Source organism: Aeromonas sp. CA23 (assembly GCF_002587065.1).
In the GTDB taxonomy this organism is placed as follows: Bacteria; Pseudomonadota; Gammaproteobacteria; order Enterobacterales; family Aeromonadaceae; genus Aeromonas; species Aeromonas bestiarum.
Genome location: NZ_CP023818.1, coordinates 3,312,807 through 3,328,898, shown reverse-complemented (window position 1 = coordinate 3,328,898; position 16,092 = coordinate 3,312,807). Strand labels below are relative to the sequence as shown.

General features: G+C 57.4%; 12 protein-coding genes. 4 read left to right on the top strand and 8 right to left on the bottom strand.

Annotated elements, in window-relative coordinates:
* Positions 1 to 49 precede the first annotated feature (49 nt).
* Positions 50 to 1,165 carry an aspartate-semialdehyde dehydrogenase gene (asd, locus tag CK910_RS15570; protein ID WP_098983901.1) on the bottom strand — a complete coding sequence of 372 codons (1,116 nt, stop codon included), beginning with the start codon at positions 1,163 to 1,165 and terminating at the stop codon, positions 50 to 52.
* A gap of 337 nt (positions 1,166 to 1,502) precedes the next feature.
* Between asd and sugE the strand changes: the two genes are divergently transcribed.
* From sugE to pflB, 4 genes are all read left to right on the top strand, one after another.
* Positions 1,503 to 1,817, top strand: a complete 315-nt coding sequence (sugE, locus tag CK910_RS15565) for a quaternary ammonium compound efflux SMR transporter SugE (protein ID WP_017765470.1) — start codon at positions 1,503 to 1,505, stop codon at positions 1,815 to 1,817.
* Positions 1,818 to 1,945: 128 nt separating this feature from the next.
* On the top strand, positions 1,946 to 3,706 hold the full coding sequence (ycaO, locus tag CK910_RS15560) for a 30S ribosomal protein S12 methylthiotransferase accessory factor YcaO (protein WP_098983900.1): 1,761 nt from the start codon (positions 1,946 to 1,948) through the stop codon (positions 3,704 to 3,706).
* Positions 3,707 to 4,086: 380 nt separating this feature from the next.
* The gene (focA, locus tag CK910_RS15555) at positions 4,087 to 4,935 is read left to right on the top strand and encodes a formate transporter FocA (protein ID WP_098983899.1); all 849 of its coding nucleotides are present in this window, start codon (positions 4,087 to 4,089) and stop codon (positions 4,933 to 4,935) included.
* Positions 4,936 to 4,980: 45 nt separating this feature from the next.
* Complete coding sequence (pflB, locus tag CK910_RS15550; RefSeq protein ID WP_043136205.1) at positions 4,981 to 7,263, top strand: formate C-acetyltransferase; 2,283 nt, start codon at positions 4,981 to 4,983, stop codon at positions 7,261 to 7,263.
* Positions 7,264 to 7,662: 399 nt separating this feature from the next.
* On the opposite strand, the gene CK910_RS15545 is transcribed toward pflB, so the two are convergent.
* From CK910_RS15545 to sucA, 7 genes are all read right to left on the bottom strand, one after another.
* The gene (locus CK910_RS15545) at positions 7,663 to 8,100 is read right to left on the bottom strand and encodes a YcgN family cysteine cluster protein (protein WP_043556903.1); all 438 of its coding nucleotides are present in this window, start codon (positions 8,098 to 8,100) and stop codon (positions 7,663 to 7,665) included.
* Between the two features lie 185 nt (positions 8,101 to 8,285).
* Positions 8,286 to 8,585, bottom strand: a complete 300-nt coding sequence (locus CK910_RS23825; protein WP_156995031.1) for a hypothetical protein — start codon at positions 8,583 to 8,585, stop codon at positions 8,286 to 8,288.
* A 647-nt stretch (positions 8,586 to 9,232) separates the two neighbouring features.
* Positions 9,233 to 9,679 (bottom strand): hypothetical protein, encoded by a 447-nt coding sequence (locus CK910_RS24220; RefSeq protein WP_216640156.1) that lies wholly within the window; start codon positions 9,677 to 9,679, stop codon positions 9,233 to 9,235.
* A 202-nt stretch (positions 9,680 to 9,881) separates the two neighbouring features.
* Positions 9,882 to 10,754, bottom strand: a complete 873-nt coding sequence (gene sucD / locus CK910_RS15535; protein WP_042649072.1) for a succinate--CoA ligase subunit alpha — start codon at positions 10,752 to 10,754, stop codon at positions 9,882 to 9,884.
* Positions 10,754 to 11,920, bottom strand: coding sequence for an ADP-forming succinate--CoA ligase subunit beta (gene sucC / locus CK910_RS15530; protein WP_042872307.1), 1,167 nt, complete (start codon positions 11,918 to 11,920; stop codon positions 10,754 to 10,756). The genes sucD and sucC overlap by 1 nt, the downstream gene beginning before the upstream one ends.
* Before the next feature lie 121 nt (positions 11,921 to 12,041).
* Complete coding sequence (odhB, locus tag CK910_RS15525; RefSeq protein WP_043136195.1) at positions 12,042 to 13,226, bottom strand: 2-oxoglutarate dehydrogenase complex dihydrolipoyllysine-residue succinyltransferase; 1,185 nt, start codon at positions 13,224 to 13,226, stop codon at positions 12,042 to 12,044.
* 33 nt (positions 13,227 to 13,259) lie between these two features.
* On the bottom strand, positions 13,260 to 16,070 hold the full coding sequence (gene sucA / locus CK910_RS15520) for a 2-oxoglutarate dehydrogenase E1 component (RefSeq protein ID WP_172955333.1): 2,811 nt from the start codon (positions 16,068 to 16,070) through the stop codon (positions 13,260 to 13,262).
* Positions 16,071 to 16,092: the final 22 nt, after the last annotated feature.

Sequence of the window (16,092 nt, the reverse complement as noted above, 5' to 3'; positions counted from 1 at the left end):
GGCAAAAAAACAGGGGGCCCCCCCCTGCTTCACACTCACCCAAGTTGGATCAACCACGAGCCAGCAGTATGTTGAGCATGCGGCGCAGCGGCTCGGCGGCGCCCCACAGCAGCTGATCCCCCACGGTGAAGGCGGCCAGGTATTCCGGACCCATGTTGAGCTTGCGCAGACGACCCACCGGGATGCTGAGGGTGCCGGTGACGGCGGCCGGGGTCAGCTCGCGTGCCGTGATGTCGCGATCGTTGGGGATCACTTTCACCCAGTCGTTGTGAGCCGCGATCAGCGCCTCGATCTCGGCCAGCGGCACGTCCTTCTTCAGCTTGATGGTAAACGCCTGACTGTGGCAGCGCAGGGCACCGATCCGCACGCACAGACCATCCACCGGGATGGCGGCATCTTCAATCCCTAAGATCTTGTTGGTCTCGGCCTGGCCCTTCCACTCTTCGCGGCTCTGGCCATTGTCGAGCTTGGTGTCGATCCAGGGGATGAGGCCACCGGCCAGCGGTACGCCGAAGTTGTCCACCGGCAGGGTGCCGGAGCGGGTCTTCTCGGTGATCTTGCGCTCTATGTCGAGGATGGCAGAGGCGGGATCCGCCAGCTCCACCGCCACTTCGTCGTGCAGCAGGCCCATCTGGGTGACCAGCTCGCGCATGTGGCGCGCGCCGCCGCCCGATGCGGCCTGATAGGTGGCCACGCTTACCCACTCCACCAGATCGGCCTTGAACAGACCGCCGAGGGCCAGCAGCATCAGGCTGACGGTGCAGTTGCCGCCGACGAAGGTCTTGAGCCCCTTGTCCAGCGCCTGTGCTATGACGTCGCCGTTGACCGGATCCAGAATGATGACGGCGTCTTTCTCCATCCGCAGGGAGGAGGCGGCGTCAATCCAGTAACCCTGCCAGCCGGCGGCTTTCAGGCGTGGATAGACATCCTTGGTGTAGTCGCCGCCCTGCGCCGTGATGATGATATCCTGCTTGGCCAGCGCCTCGATATCGAAGGCGTCCTGCAGGGTACCGGCATCGACGCCGAAGTTGGGGGCGGCCTCACCGGCCTGGGAGGTGGTGAAGAAGGTGGGTTGAATGCGGGCAAAATCCTTCTCTTCCTGCATCCGGCTCATCAGTACCGAACCCACCATGCCACGCCAACCGACCAAACCTACTTTTTTCATAATGTCCTACCCTGGATAGCTGCTATAGAAAATTGTGTATTGAAACCCGTAACCCCTTGTCCGGCGCGGGCCGTTCACAAACAGATTACAAAATACGTGTTGCGAAAAATGCGTCTATCCACATTACGGATTGTGACGACGGGCGCAAGTCGAATTGCGCAATATTCTGTGCCGTTCGCTGCAATATCCGCCAGCCAGCTCCCGGCTGATGCGATCTCTTGGCACCCAGCGTCAGCTTGGGGCATGATTGAAACCGACTGGCAGCCACTGCCCCCTGGGGACGACCCCGGGGCCTCATGATGCGCAGGGACGACCCTGCTTCCTGCGGAATATCCTTATGTCCTGGTTACTCCTGTTGCTGGCCGGCCTGTTCGAGGTCGCCTGGGCCATTGGCCTGAAATACACCGACGGTTTCAGCCGTCCCCTCCCTACCCTGCTGACCCTGAGTGCCATGGGCGTGAGCGTGCTCTTGCTCGCCATGGCGGTCAAACAGTTGCCGCTCGGCACCGCCTACGCGGTCTGGACCGGCATAGGCGCAGTCGGCACAGTGCTGATGGGGATCTGGCTGTTCAACGAGCCCGCCACCCTGGCCCGAGTACTGTGCCTGCTGCTGATCATCGGCGGGATCCTGGGTCTGAAGTTTATCGGCTGAACCGACGGCAGATCCCGGATCTGTGGATAGCTAAACGGGGCTCTTGCCCCGTTTTTTGCCTGCCAAACGCGCCGACCCCTGCTATTATCTGCGGCCAAACATGAGCCAATAAAAATCAGGACATTGTGATGACCGACCACACTTTTATTCCCGGCAAGGACGCGGCACTGGAAGACTCCATCGACCGCTTCCAGACCAAGCTGCAAGCCCTGGGGTTTGATATCGAAGAGGCCTCCTGGCTCAATCCCGTGCCCAACGTCTGGTCCGTGCATATCCGGGACAAGGAGTGCGCCCTCTGTTTCACCAATGGCAAGGGTGCCAGCAAGAAGGCGGCGCTGGCCTCGGCCCTTGGCGAATATTTCGAGCGTCTCTCCACCAACTATTTCTTCGCCGACTTCTATCTTGGCGAGCAGGTCGCCAACGGCGACTTCGTGCACTACCCCAACGAGAAGTGGTTCCCCATCGAGGGTGATCAGTTCCCGGCCGGTCTGCTCGACAGCTTCACCCGCAAGTTCTACAACCCGGACGGCGAAGTGACCGCCGATATGCTGGTGGATCTGCAATCGAACAACGAGGAGCGCGGCATAGTCGCGCTGCCGTTCGAGCGCCAGTCCGATCACCAGACCGTCTACATCCCGATGAACATCATCGGCAACCTCTATGTCTCCAACGGCATGAGCGCCGGCAACACCCGCACCGAGGCCCGCACCCAGGCCCTGTCCGAGGTGTTCGAGCGCCACGTGAAGAACAAGATCATCGCCGAAGCCCTGAGCCTGCCGCTGATCCCGAATGAGGTGATTGCCCGTTATCCCGGCATCAAGGCCTCCATCGATGCGCTGGAAGCCGAAGGCTTCCCCATCTACAGCTTCGATGCCTCCCTGGGCGGCCGCTATCCGGTCATCTGCGTGGTGCTGCTCAACCCGGACAACGGCACCTGCTTTGCCTCCTTCGGTGCCCACCCGCGCTTCGAAGTGGCCTTCGAGCGCACCGTCACCGAGCTGCTGCAGGGCCGTGGTCTCAAGGATCTGGACGTGTTCGTGCCGCCGTCATTCGACAACGAGCAGGTGGCGGATCACCACAATCTGGAGACCCACTTCATCGACTCCTCCGGCCTCATCAGCTGGGATCTGTTCAAGCAGGATGCGGACTTCGCGTTTGCCGACTGGGATTTTCGCGGCACCTCGCAGGAGGAGTTCGACCATCTGATCGGCATCTTCCACGAGCTGGAGCAGCCGGTCTACATCGCCGACTACGAGCATCTGGGTGTCTACGCCTGCCGCATCCTGGTGCCGGGCATGTCCGACATCTATCCGGCCGAAGACCTGCTGCTGGCCAACAACAACATGGGCGCCAACCTGCGGGAAGTGATCCTGGCGCTGCCGTCGCTGGCGTGGGATGCCGAGCAATACATGGCGCTGTTCGACCAGCTGGACGAAGAGGGGCACGACGAGCGCACCCGCGTCCGTGAGCTGCTCGGTATCGCCGCCGCCAAGGGCACAGCCCTGCACACCCTGCGCGTCGGCGAGCTGAAAGCCATGCTGGCGCTGGCCGCCGGTGAGCTGGAGACGGCGCTCGATCTCATCGACTGGACCATGGAGTTCAACCAGTCGGTGTTCCCGGCGGATCGCGCCAACTACTACCGTGCCCTGCGCGCCTGCGTCGAGCTGTTCATCGACCAGGAGCGGGATCCGGAGCAGTACCGCGCCGTGTTTACCCGCATGTATGGCGAGCAGACCCTGGCCGATGCCTGGGCCAACGCCCGCGGCGAAGCACGTTTCCACGGGTTGACGGCGGCCGATCTGTCCCTCGTCCAGTTCCCGCAGCACCAGAAGCTGCTGGCAGCCTATGAAAAGCTGCAAAAGGCCAAGCGAGCCCATCATTGGGCCTGATGTGGTAGTATTTGGGGGGGCCTTGATGGCCCCTTCTGTTTTATGGCACCCCGGCTGGACATTTGTTATTCAAGGATGAAATAAAAAACAAAAAATACCCCTTAGGGGGTTGCCAACGCCGAGTCCATGATGCGGGGGGGATGCAAAGATGCCTTGCCAGTACCTTTTTTCAGGCTTGACAAATAAATTCTTTAAAATCATTACATTAAAAAATCAGCATTTCTGTTTCAGCTGAAACCTGGTGTAAAGAGAGGCTTCCAGGGGACTCAAATTTTTGTAGTAAAATTACATTCACAATCTGCAATTCTTGATCGGAGTCAATTTTGACGATCTGGCCCTTTGTTATGATTTCCACAGGCAAAACAGCAGGTACATGAGAATTGAAAGCAGAATCTCCCTTTGATTGTCTCAAGCCAGAAGCCATCGCTGCACTGGCAGAAGATATAACCTATGCCAAGGCCACCAAGCCGGCATACAAGGTCATCCCCCTGGCCATCACAGCAGGCGCTTTCATCGCCATCGCTTTTGTCTTTTTCATCACAGTCACCACGGGTGCCGGCAACGTAGCCTGGGGCCTCAGCAAGCTGGTCGGCGGTCTCTGTTTCTCCCTCGGTCTCATTCTGTGCGTGCTGCTCGGTGCCGAGCTGTTCACCTCCACCACCCTGACGCTGGTTGCCAAGGCAGCCAATCGCATCACCTGGGGTCAACTGCTCAAGAACTGGGGTCTGGTCTACTTCGGCAACCTCATCGGCGGTCTCCTCATAGTCGCGCTCATCATCATGTCGGCCGAGTACATGGCGGCAGATGGTCAGTGGGGCCTGAACGCCCTGAAAGTGGCCCAGCACAAGATCCATCACACCTTCTTCGAGGCCCTCGCCCTCGGTATCCTCTGCAACCTCATGGTGTGTCTCGCCGTGTGGATGGCGTTCGGCGCCCGCAGTGCGACCGACAAGGTGATGGTCATGCTGCTCCCCGTCGCCATGTTCGTGGCTTCCGGTTTCGAGCACAGCATCGCAAACATGTTTATGATCCCGGTCGGTATCGCTATCCATGCGGTAGCAGGCCCGGAATTTTGGCAGGCCATCGGCCAGGATCCGGCGACCTTCGCCGACTTGACCGTATCCAACTTCGTCCTACACAACCTCATTCCCGTCACCATTGGTAATATCATTGGTGGTGGCGTCATGGTTGGTCTGACTTACTGGTTTATCTTCCGTCGTCATCATTAAGGATGATTGCGGGATACTACATCAATACCGTGTGAGGTAATGAAAATGGCAGAACTTAACGAACAGTTCCAAAAAGCATGGGAAGGCTTCGCGGCCGGTGAATGGCAGTCCTCTGTCAACACCCGTGACTTCATCCAGAAGAACTACACCCCGTATGAAGGTGACGAGTCCTTCCTGGCTGGCGCGACCGAAGCTACCACCAAGCTGTGGGACAAGGTCATGGAAGGCATCAAAATCGAGAACCGCACTCATGCGCCGGTCGATTTTGATACCGACCTGCCCTCCACCATTACCGCTCACGATGCCGGCTATATCGATCAAGGCCTGGAGCAAATTGTAGGTCTGCAGACCGACAAGCCGCTCAAGCGCGCCATCATCGCCAACGGCGGTATCAAGATGGTTGAGACTTCTTGCAAGGTGTACGGCCGCGAGCTGGACCCCATGGTCAAGAAAATCTTCAGCGAGTACCGCAAGACTCACAACCAGGGCGTGTTTGACGTTTACACCAAAGACATCCTGAACTGCCGCAAGTCTGGCGTCATCACTGGTCTGCCAGATGCCTACGGCCGTGGCCGCATCATAGGTGACTACCGTCGTGTCGCCCTGTACGGCATCGACTTCCTGATGGCTGACAAGCTGTCCCAGTTCAAGTCTCTGCAAGCTGACCTGGAAAACGGCGTCAACCTGGAAGCCACCATCCGTCTGCGCGAAGAAATCTCCGAGCAGTACCGTGCCCTGGCCCAGATCAAAGAGATGGCCGCCAAATATGGCTGCGATATCTCTGTACCTGCCAAGAACGCTAAAGAAGCCGTGCAGTGGACCTACTTCGCCTACCTGGCGGCAGTCAAGTCCCAGAACGGTGCCGCCATGTCCTTCGGTCGTACCTCCAGCTTCCTGGACGTGTACATCGAGCGTGATCTGAAGAAAGGCGTGATCACCGAGCAAGAAGCCCAGGAGCTGATGGACCACATGGTCATGAAGCTGCGCATGGTTCGCTTCCTGCGTACTCCTGAATACGATTCACTGTTCTCCGGCGACCCCATGTGGGCTACCGAGACCCTGGCCGGTATGGGCGTTGATGGCCGTACCCTGGTCACCAAGAACAGCTTCCGTATGCTGAACACCCTGTACACCATGGGCCCGTCTCCTGAGCCGAACCTGACCATTCTGTGGTCCGAGAAGCTGCCGGTCGGTTTCAAGAAGTACTGCGCCAAGGTATCTATCGAGACCTCTTCCGTTCAGTACGAGAACGACGACCTGATGCGTCCGGACTTCAACAACGATGACTACGCCATCGCTTGCTGTGTGTCCCCGATGATCGTCGGCAAACAGATGCAGTTCTTCGGTGCCCGTGCCAACCTGGCCAAGACCATGCTGTATGCAATCAACGGCGGTATGGACGAGAAGCTCAAGATCCAGGTCGGTCCCAAGACCGAGATGGTGACCTCCGAGTACCTCGACTACAACGACGTGATGGACCGTCTGGATCACTTCATGGACTGGCTGGCCAAGCAGTACGTGGCTGCCCTGAACATCATCCACTACATGCACGACAAGTACAGCTACGAAGCCTCTCTGATGGCGCTGCACGACCGTGACGTGTATCGCACCATGGCTTGCGGCATCGCCGGTCTGTCCGTTGCGGCTGACTCCCTGTCTGCCATCAAGTACGCCAAGGTCAAGCCGGTTCGTGACGAAGATGGCGTTGCCATCGACTTCGAAATCGACGGTGAGTACCCGCAGTTCGGTAACAACGACGCTCGCGTCGATGACATCGCCTGTGACCTGGTAGAACGCTTCATGAAGAAAATTCAGAAGCTGAACACCTACCGTGGCGCCGTGGCTACCCAGTCCGTACTGACCATCACCTCCAACGTGGTGTATGGCAAGAAAACTGGTAACACCCCGGATGGCCGTCGTTCCGGTGCACCGTTCGGCCCGGGTGCCAACCCGATGCACGGTCGTGACCAGAAGGGTGCCGTTGCGTCCCTGACTTCCGTTGCCAAGCTGCCGTTCGCTTACGCCAAAGATGGTATCTCCTATACCTTCTCCATCGTGCCGAACGCCCTGGGCAAAGACATGGAAGCGCAGAAATCCAACCTGGCGGGTCTGATGGACGGTTACTTCCATCACGAGACCAACCTGGAAGGCGGTCAGCACCTGAACGTGAACGTGATGAACCGTGAAATGCTGCTGGACGCCATGGAAAACCCGGAGAAATATCCGCAGTTGACCATCCGCGTATCCGGTTATGCCGTTCGCTTCAACTCTTTGACCAAAGAGCAACAGCAAGACGTCATCACCCGTACCTTCACCGCTTCTCTGTAATCGCTTATTAGTAAGCAAGAGTCGCAGTGACTAAAAACCGGCGCCCAGGCGCCGGTTTTTTTATGTCTGATTGCCAGCCAGTATCGACTCGAAAGAGTGATGACGACCCTCCTTCCCTTTCACCCAAAAGGGACTGGGGTGGATTCTTCCCTCACCCTTTTGCTCCCCGTCTCTTCCCTCTTTTCAATAAAACGGAAAACCGCAACGGGATCCCTCGACAGGCCCCATAGTCCCGGCACTGTGCGCTTGGTGCCACTCCCGCAGGCAAGGGGACACAGAAGCCCGTCTATCGCTCGCAGCAGGCCGCCAGATAGCAACAGGGGCAGAAGAGTATGACTCCCCTGCCCCTGCGGCATATCAACGGCACTGTGGGCCGGATAACGGTTTGGCTAGTCTGATTTAACTCGCCCAGGTGATGATGTGATCGATCCACTCACCGGCATGAGCTTCGTGTATCACCTTGCCGCGTACCGACTGACCCGCCTGATGCATGGCGGAGCGACTGCCGGTGATCAGCGGATGCCATTCGGGCAGGGTCTGCCCCTCGGCCAGCAACCGGTAGGCACAGGTCGAGGGCAGCCAGTCATACTCGGCAATCTTGTCATGGGTGATCTGCAGGCAGTCCGGCTCTTTTTTAAAGCGGTTGCCGTAATCGGAGCACTGGCAGGTCTTGGTGTTGAGCAGATCGCAGGCGACGTTGGTGAACACCAGTTCGTCGGTGTCCTCGTCAATCAGCTTGTTCAGGCAGCACTTGCCGCAGCCGTCGCACAGGGATTCCCACTCCGCATCCGTCATCTGCTGCAGGGGCTTTTCCTGCCAAAAAGGAGTTGGCTGCATTTTCTCGACTTGCTGCATGGAAGGGGCTCGCTAAATAGACCAGTAAAGCGCGTGGTTATACGCCTTATGGCCCAATTTTTCAAGGTTGATGGTAAGTATCAGGCATCATTCATTCCACCGACTCTACTCCATCAAAAGGATCTGACTGATACTTGTCAGCTCTTTATACTGGAATGAAAATTAATTTAAATAGGCAGATCTACCTCAGCTATGCCTTGTTCACTCAATTTATGTCGTTGGGACGCTATCTCTAAAAATAAATCTCGGTCATGCTCCCCTACAAGACATATTACAAACTCCCAACGAGGAGGAAAGCTACTCAAAATCACATTTATTCCAGCTTCTTCTAACAGCGTTGACAACATGTTTGATGCTGGCCTAGTTTCTGATAACCAATATCTGCCATGCTTGTCAATGGATTGAACAGCTGGCATATAATAATTTTTAAAAACAATACTTCTGAGATTGTTATAGTCAACATTCATGTCTAGCCCCTCAACACATAGCCGAACTATACCTTGAAAGAATTAATGAGTTTACTTATTTGCTCGATCCCATCAAACGTAGATGGCAGATTACCATCTTCCGTTACTATCCCTGAGAATATCACTCGTTCAAATCGCTCTAGAGCATCAGCATCTTTACTCTTTATCTCACTAGCATACCCAGAATAACTTTGGATAAATCTGCACAATGTCTTTCTAAGGTCGATCTGTAGTAATTGAGACTTAACCGACTTGTAATTAAATAGAAGAACCCTAAAATAATATATCGATATTGCGACTAAAGATATGGTTGGAAAAATAGATACCAATAGCCCATCTCTGATGACATTTAAGTTATCTATATTAGCATAAATGAATGCAAGCTCAGCTACTATTGGCAAGACTATAACCAAAGACAACAGTCTAAGCCAAAACAAGATCCCATCACGCTCACGTATCTTTTCTTTTGATAAGTCATCAAAACCTTGATACAAGCCAACGAAGTTAAATGCATTCTCATATCTAGATAGAGACGCCTCGATTGTTTTTACTCTACTCTCTTTCTCACTTAAGTCTCTATCCCATTCTTCTTTAAGGTTTTTAGCTTTCGCTGAAACAGCATCAAAATTCTTTAAACTTTCAATTCCCTAACTGTTTGCGATCTCCTTGAAAATACTAATAGGCATGTCACGGATCGCAAACTCAATTTGTTCCTTTGCTGTAACTTCAAATAAGCTTACATTATCAAAAACGAAGCGTCTTGCAGCTTCGAACTCCATCGCCAAGTCATTTTTGGTTGAGAGATACAACTCGAAAAGAAACCTAAAACACATCGAGCAAATTTCATCCAATCGTTCTTTCGTTAGCTCTTTTTCATCAGCAAGCCTATTAATGAATTGATCGCCTATCCACTTTATATTTATCTGGCAGAACGTATTCCATTCATCAGGTCTTTTTTCCATAGCATTAATAATTAGGCGGATAAGACTATTCCGTTGTTTATCGAAGTCATTCGAAGGAACTAAGCCATCAATTTTTTGCCTAAACTTAGAAAGTACAGTTTTACTCTGGTTTGTATCAAATAATTCCATCATAAATATTGCCACTCACAAAATATGAAAAAATTTGTCATTTAGTTAGCCGCTATCCTACGCAGGGATCTATTCAAGATCTAGCTGTAGATAGAATAACTATTCTAAATGTGCCCACCATCATATTCTATCCATAAAAAATGCCGCCCTAGGGGGGGGGGCCTAGGGCGGCATTTTTCTATCAGAGATAACGGGCTGAAAGGAATTACCAGCCGGTCACTTCACGCAAGGCCTTGCCTATATCGGCGAGGGAGCGCACGGTTTTCACGCCGGCATCTTCCAGGGCGGCAAATTTCTCTGCTGCCGTGCCCTTGCCACCGGCGATGATGGCGCCCGCATGACCCATGCGCTTGCCAGCCGGGGCGGTAACGCCCGCGATATAGGAGACCACCGGCTTGGTGACGTGGGCCTTGATGTAGGCCGCCGCTTCTTCCTCGGCGCTGCCGCCGATCTCGCCGATCATCACGATGGCTTCGGTCTTGGGATCGTTCTGGAACATCTCCAGGATGTCGATGAAGTTGGAGCCCGGGATGGGGTCACCACCGATACCGACACAGGTGGACTGGCCGAAGCCCTCGTCCGTGGTCTGCTTGACCGCTTCGTAGGTCAGGGTGCCGGAACGGGAGACTATGCCCACCTTGCCCGGCTTGTGAATGTGGCCCGGCATGATGCCGATCTTGCACTCACCCGGGGTGATGACGCCCGGGCAGTTCGGCCCTATCATGCGCACGCCGGTTTCCTGCAGCTTCACCTTGACCTGCAGCATGTCCAGGGTCGGGATGCCTTCGGTGATGGTAACGATGAGCTTGATGCCGGCATCGATGGCTTCCAGGATGGCGTCCTTGCAGAAGGGCGCAGGCACATAGATGACGGAGGCGGTGGCGCCGGTGGCCTCGACCGCGTCACGGACGGTGTTGAACACCGGCAGGCCCAGGTGGGTGGTGCCACCCTTGCCCGGCGACACGCCGCCGACCATCTGGGTACCGTAGGCAATCGCCTGTTCGGAGTGGAAGGTACCCTGACCGCCGGTAAAGCCCTGGCAGATCACCTTGGTGTCTTTGTTGATCAGAACGCTCATTATTTGGCCTCCGCTGCTTTAACCACTTGCTGAGCTGCGTCAGTCAGACTCGTTGCGGCGATGATATTGAGGCCGCTGTCGGCCAGTTTACGGGCACCCAGTTCGGCATTGTTGCCTTCCAGACGCACTACCACGGGCACCTTGACCCCCACTTCCTTGACCGCGCCGATTATGCCTTCCGCGATCATGTCGCAGCGCACTATGCCGCCGAAGATGTTGACCAGTACGGCCTGCACCTTGGTGTCGGAGAGGATGATCTTGAAGGCCTCGGTCACGCGCTCCTTGGTGGCGCCGCCGCCGACGTCCAGGAAGTTGGCCGGTGAGCCGCCGTGCAGGTTGACGATATCCATGGTGCCCATTGCCAGACCGGCGCCGTTGACCATGCAGCCGATGTTGCCATCGAGCGCCACATAGTTCAGCTCCCACTGGGCGGCGTGCGCTTCGCGGGGGTCATCCTGGGACGGATCATGCATCTCGCGCAGCTTGGGCTGACGATAGAGGGCGTTGGCGTCGATGTTGATCTTGCCATCGAGGCAATGCAGGTTGCCCTGGGCGGTGATCACCAGCGGGTTGATTTCCAGCAGCGCGAAGTCGCAGTCCAGGAACATCTGGCCCAGACCCATGAAGATCTTGGTGAACTGCTTGATCTGATCGCCGACCAGACCCAGCTTGAAGGCCAGCTCGCGCGCCTGATAGGCCTGCGGGCCCACCAGCGGATCGATGGCGGCCTTGTGAATCAGTTCCGGGGTTTCGTGGGCGACTTTCTCAATCTCCACGCCACCTTCGGTAGAGGCCATGAAGACCACGCGACGGCTGCCACGATCGACCACGGCGCCCAGATAGAGCTCCTTGGCGATGTCGGTGCAGGATTCCACCAGGATCTTGGTAACCGGCTGACCGTTGGCGTCAGTCTGATAGGTCACCAGGTTCTTGCCGAGCCAGTTCTGGGCAAAGGCGCGGATCTCGTCCTTGCTCTTGGCCAGCTTGACGCCGCCCGCTTTACCGCGGCCACCGGCGTGGACCTGGCACTTGACGACCCAGGTATTGCCGCCAATCTTGTCGGCCGCTTCAGCCGCTTCCTGCGGGGTAGCACAGGCATAACCTTCGGAGACCGGCAGGCCATACTCGGCAAACAGCTTTTTTGCCTGATATTCATGCAGATTCATAGATGCTCTATCCGTGTTGTAGGTATTTCCGTCCGGGGCTCGTGTTTCTCAATCCCCTGTGAATGGGGGCCTGGGCGGCCCCTCGTTATCTTTCTAATTCGCTCAGAATGTCGCTGATTGCCTAGACATCCAGCAACAGACGGGTCGGATCTTCCAGCAGCTCCTTGATGGAGACCAGGAAGCCCACCGACTCGCGACCGTCGACGATGCGGTGATCATAAGAGAGGGCCAGGTACATCATCGGCAGGATCTCGACCTTGCCATCGACCGCCATGGGTCTGTCCTGGATCTTGTGCATCCCCAGGATGGCGCTCTGCGGCGGGTTGATGATGGGGGTGGACATCAGGGAGCCGAACACGCCACCGTTGGTGATGGTGAAGTTGCCGCCGGTCAGTTCGTCCACGGTCAGCTTGCCGTCGCGGCCCTTGCCCGCCAGATCCTTGATGGCCTTCTCGATGTCCGCCAGGCTCATGTTGTCGCAATCGCGCAGCACAGGTGTCACCAGCCCGCGCGGGGTGGAGACGGCGATGCTGACGTCGAAGTAGTTGTGGTAGACGATGTCGTCACCGTCCAGCGCCGCGTTCACTTCCGGGTAGCGCTTGAGGGATTCAACGACCGCCTTCACGTAGAAGGACATGAAGCCGAGCTTGATGCCGTGCTTCTTCTCGAAGATCTCGCCGTACTGCTTGCGCAGCTTCATGATGGGCGCCATGTTGATCTCGTTGAACGTGGTCAGCATGGCGGTGGTGTTTTTGGCTTCCAGCAGACGCTCGGCGATGCGCTTGCGCAGACGGGTCATGGGCACACGCTTCTCGGTGCGACCGACCAGCGGCGCTACCGCAGCTACAGGGGCAGCCGCGACCGGCGCGGCGGCAGGCTTGTTGCCACCCTTGATGAAGGCTTCCACATCTTCCTTGCTGATGCGACCGCCCTTGCCGGTGCCGGTCAGCTTGGTCACGTCGATGGCATGCTCGGCCACCAGGCGGCGCACCGAGGGGCTCAGGCCATCGGCGCCGTCATCGGCCACGGCTTCCACCGGCTTCTCCCTGGTCTCTTCACCGGCCACGGGAGCCGGCTTGAGCATGGCGATCAGCTGGCGAGACAACACGGTCGCCCCTTCCGCTTGCAGGATGTCGCCGAGGACGCCGGCTTCCGGCGCGGGCACTTCCAGCACGACCTTGTCGGTCTCGATGTCGACCAGTACTTCGTCACGGGCAACCAGATCACCCGGTTTCTTGTGCCAGGTGGCGATGGTGGCGTCCGCCACTGATTCCGGCAGGTCCGGTACCTTGATCTCGATAGTCATGTAATCAGTTCCTTGTTACTTCTTGTTCAGGGCTTAGGCCAGAGTAAGGGCGTCTTCCACCAGGGCTTTTTGCTGCTTGGCGTGGACCGACATGTAACCGACGGCCGGCGAGGCCGAGGCCGGGCGACCGGCATAACGCAGACGGGCATGGCTTGGCAGCACGCTGTCGTAGTGATGACGGGTGCTGTACCAGGCGCCCTGGTTCTGCGGCTCTTCCTGACACCAGACGAAGTCGGTGACGTGGGCATAGTCGGCCAGAATGGTGCGCACTTCCTCCTCCGGGAAGGGGTAGAGCTGCTCGATCCGCACCAGGGCCACATCGTGCTGCTCGGCCTTGCGACGGGCATCGAGCAGGTCGTAGTAGACCTTGCCGGAGCAGAACACCACCCGCTTGACCCCTTTGGGATCCAGGGCGTCGATTTCGCCAATGGCGTTCTGGAAGGTGCCGGTCGCCAGCTCGTCGAGCTTGCTCACCGCCAGCGGGTGGCGCAGCAGGGATTTGGGCGTCATGACGATGAGCGGACGGCGCATCGGGCGCACCACCTGACGGCGCAGCATGTGGAACACTTGCGCCGGGGTGGACGGCACGCACACCTGCATGTTGTGCTGGGCACACATCTGCAGATAGCGCTCGAGACGGGCGGAGGAGTGCTCCGGGCCCTGCCCCTCATAACCGTGGGGCAGCAGCATGGTCAGACCGCACATCCGGCCCCACTTCTGCTCACCGGAGGAGAGGAACTGATCCACCACGACCTGGGCGCAGTTGGCGAAGTCGCCGAACTGGGCTTCCCAGATGGTGAGACCAGCCGGCTCCGCACTGGCGTAGCCATATTCGAACGCCAGTACCGCGTTTTCGGTCAGCACTGAATCGTAAATTTCAAAGGGACCTTGCTCGTCGTGCAAGTTGCACAGCGGAGTGTAGGTACTGGCATCGCTCTGGTTGTGCAGCACGGCGTGGCGGTGGAAGAAGGTGCCACGGCCGGAGTCTTCCCCGGTGAAGCGGATGCGGGAGCCCTTGTCCACCAGGGTGGCGTAGGCCAGGGTCTCGGCAAAGCCCCAGTCCAGCAGCTTGTCGCCGGCGGCCATCAGCCGACGGTCTTCGTAGATCTTCTCGACCTGGCGCTGCAGCACATGGGTGGCCGGGTACTGGCTGATGCGCTCGCCCAGGGATTTCAGGTGATCCATGGGCACAGTGCTGTCATAGCTCATGGCCCAGTCGTGACCGAGATAAGGGGTCCAGTCGACGGAGTGCAGCTCCATCGGACGCCACTCCTTGCTCACCCGCTCGCCCCGATCCAGGGTATCGCGATAGTCATTGACCAGGGTAGTGGCCAGCTCCTGACTGATGCTGCCTTCCGCCACCAGCTGGTCGGCGTAGATCTTGCGCGGGGTCGGGTGCTGTTTGATCTTCTGGTACATCAAGGGCTGGGTCGCACTGGGCTCGTCCGCCTCGTTGTGACCGTGACGACGGTAGCAGACCAGCTCGATCACCACGTCGCGCTTGAAGGTGTTGCGATAATCCAGCGCAATCTGGGTCACCAGCACCACGGCTTCCGGGTCATCCCCGTTGACGTGCAGCACGGGGGCCTGCACCGCCTTGGCGATGTCGGTACAGTATTCGGTGGAGCGCAGGTCACGTTGATAGGAGGTGGTGAAACCTACCTGGTTGTTGATGACGATGCGCACAGTGCCACCGACGCCGTAGGCACGGGTCAGGGACATGTTGAAGGTTTCTGCTACGACACCCTGTCCCGCGATGGCGGAGTCACCGTGGATGGTGATGGGCAGAACGCTGGAGCCATCCTTGTCACCGCGTCTGTCCATGCGGGCACGCACCGAGCCGATGACCACAGGGTTGACGATCTCGAGGTGAGACGGGTTGAACGCCAGCGCCAGGTGAACGTTGCCGCCCGGGGTGGCGAAGTCGGAAGAGAAGCCCATGTGGTACTTCACATCCCCTGTGCCCCAGGATTCACCGTGCTTGCCGGCGAACTCGTCGAACAATTCTTGCGCCCGTTTGCCGAGCACGTTGATCAGCACGTTCAGGCGACCACGGTGGGCCATGCCGATGACGGCCTCTTTGCAGCCCTGCTCACCGGCGCGGCGAATAAGCTCCTTGAGCATGGGCACCATGGCATCGCCCCCTTCCAGGGAGAAACGCTTGGCCCCCGGGAACTTGGCGCCCAGGTATTTTTCCAGCCCTTCGGCCGCGGTCAGGCTCTCGAGGAAGCGGGTCTTCTCCTCTGTGCTGTAGTTGCCCGTGGCTTCAATGGATTCAAGACGGTCTTGCAGCCAGCGCTTCTCCTCGGTGGAGGTGATGTGCATGTAGTCTGCACCTATGCTGCCGCAATAGGTTTTCTTCAGCGAGGCATAGAGATCGGAGAGCACCATGGTCTCGCGACCTATGGCGTAGGAGCCCACGTTGAAGGTGGCCTCCATGTCGGCGCCCTGCAGGTTGTGGAAGGCAGGATCCAGTTCGGCAACGGTTTCACGGGTCCAGAGTCCAAGGGGATCCAGATTGGCATTCTGGTGACCACGGAAGCGGAAAGCGTTGATCAGTTGCAGCACGCGCACCTGTTTCGCATCCACTTGCGGATCGGACACGGGGGCACTGTAACGGGAGGGATCCTTGGCCAGACGACGGAAATAATCGCGGACTTGGGAGTGAGGTTGTTCAACCGCATGGCCATTAACCTGGGGCAGCGAGCTAAACAGGCTGCGCCACTCGTCGGCTACGGATTCGGGGTCTTCCAGGAAGGATTCGTACAAATCCTCAATATAGCTTGCATTCGCACCAGCCAGGTGAGATGACTCCAACCAGGCCTTCATCACGCCGTTATGCATTTCTATCCCTTGTACATCTTGT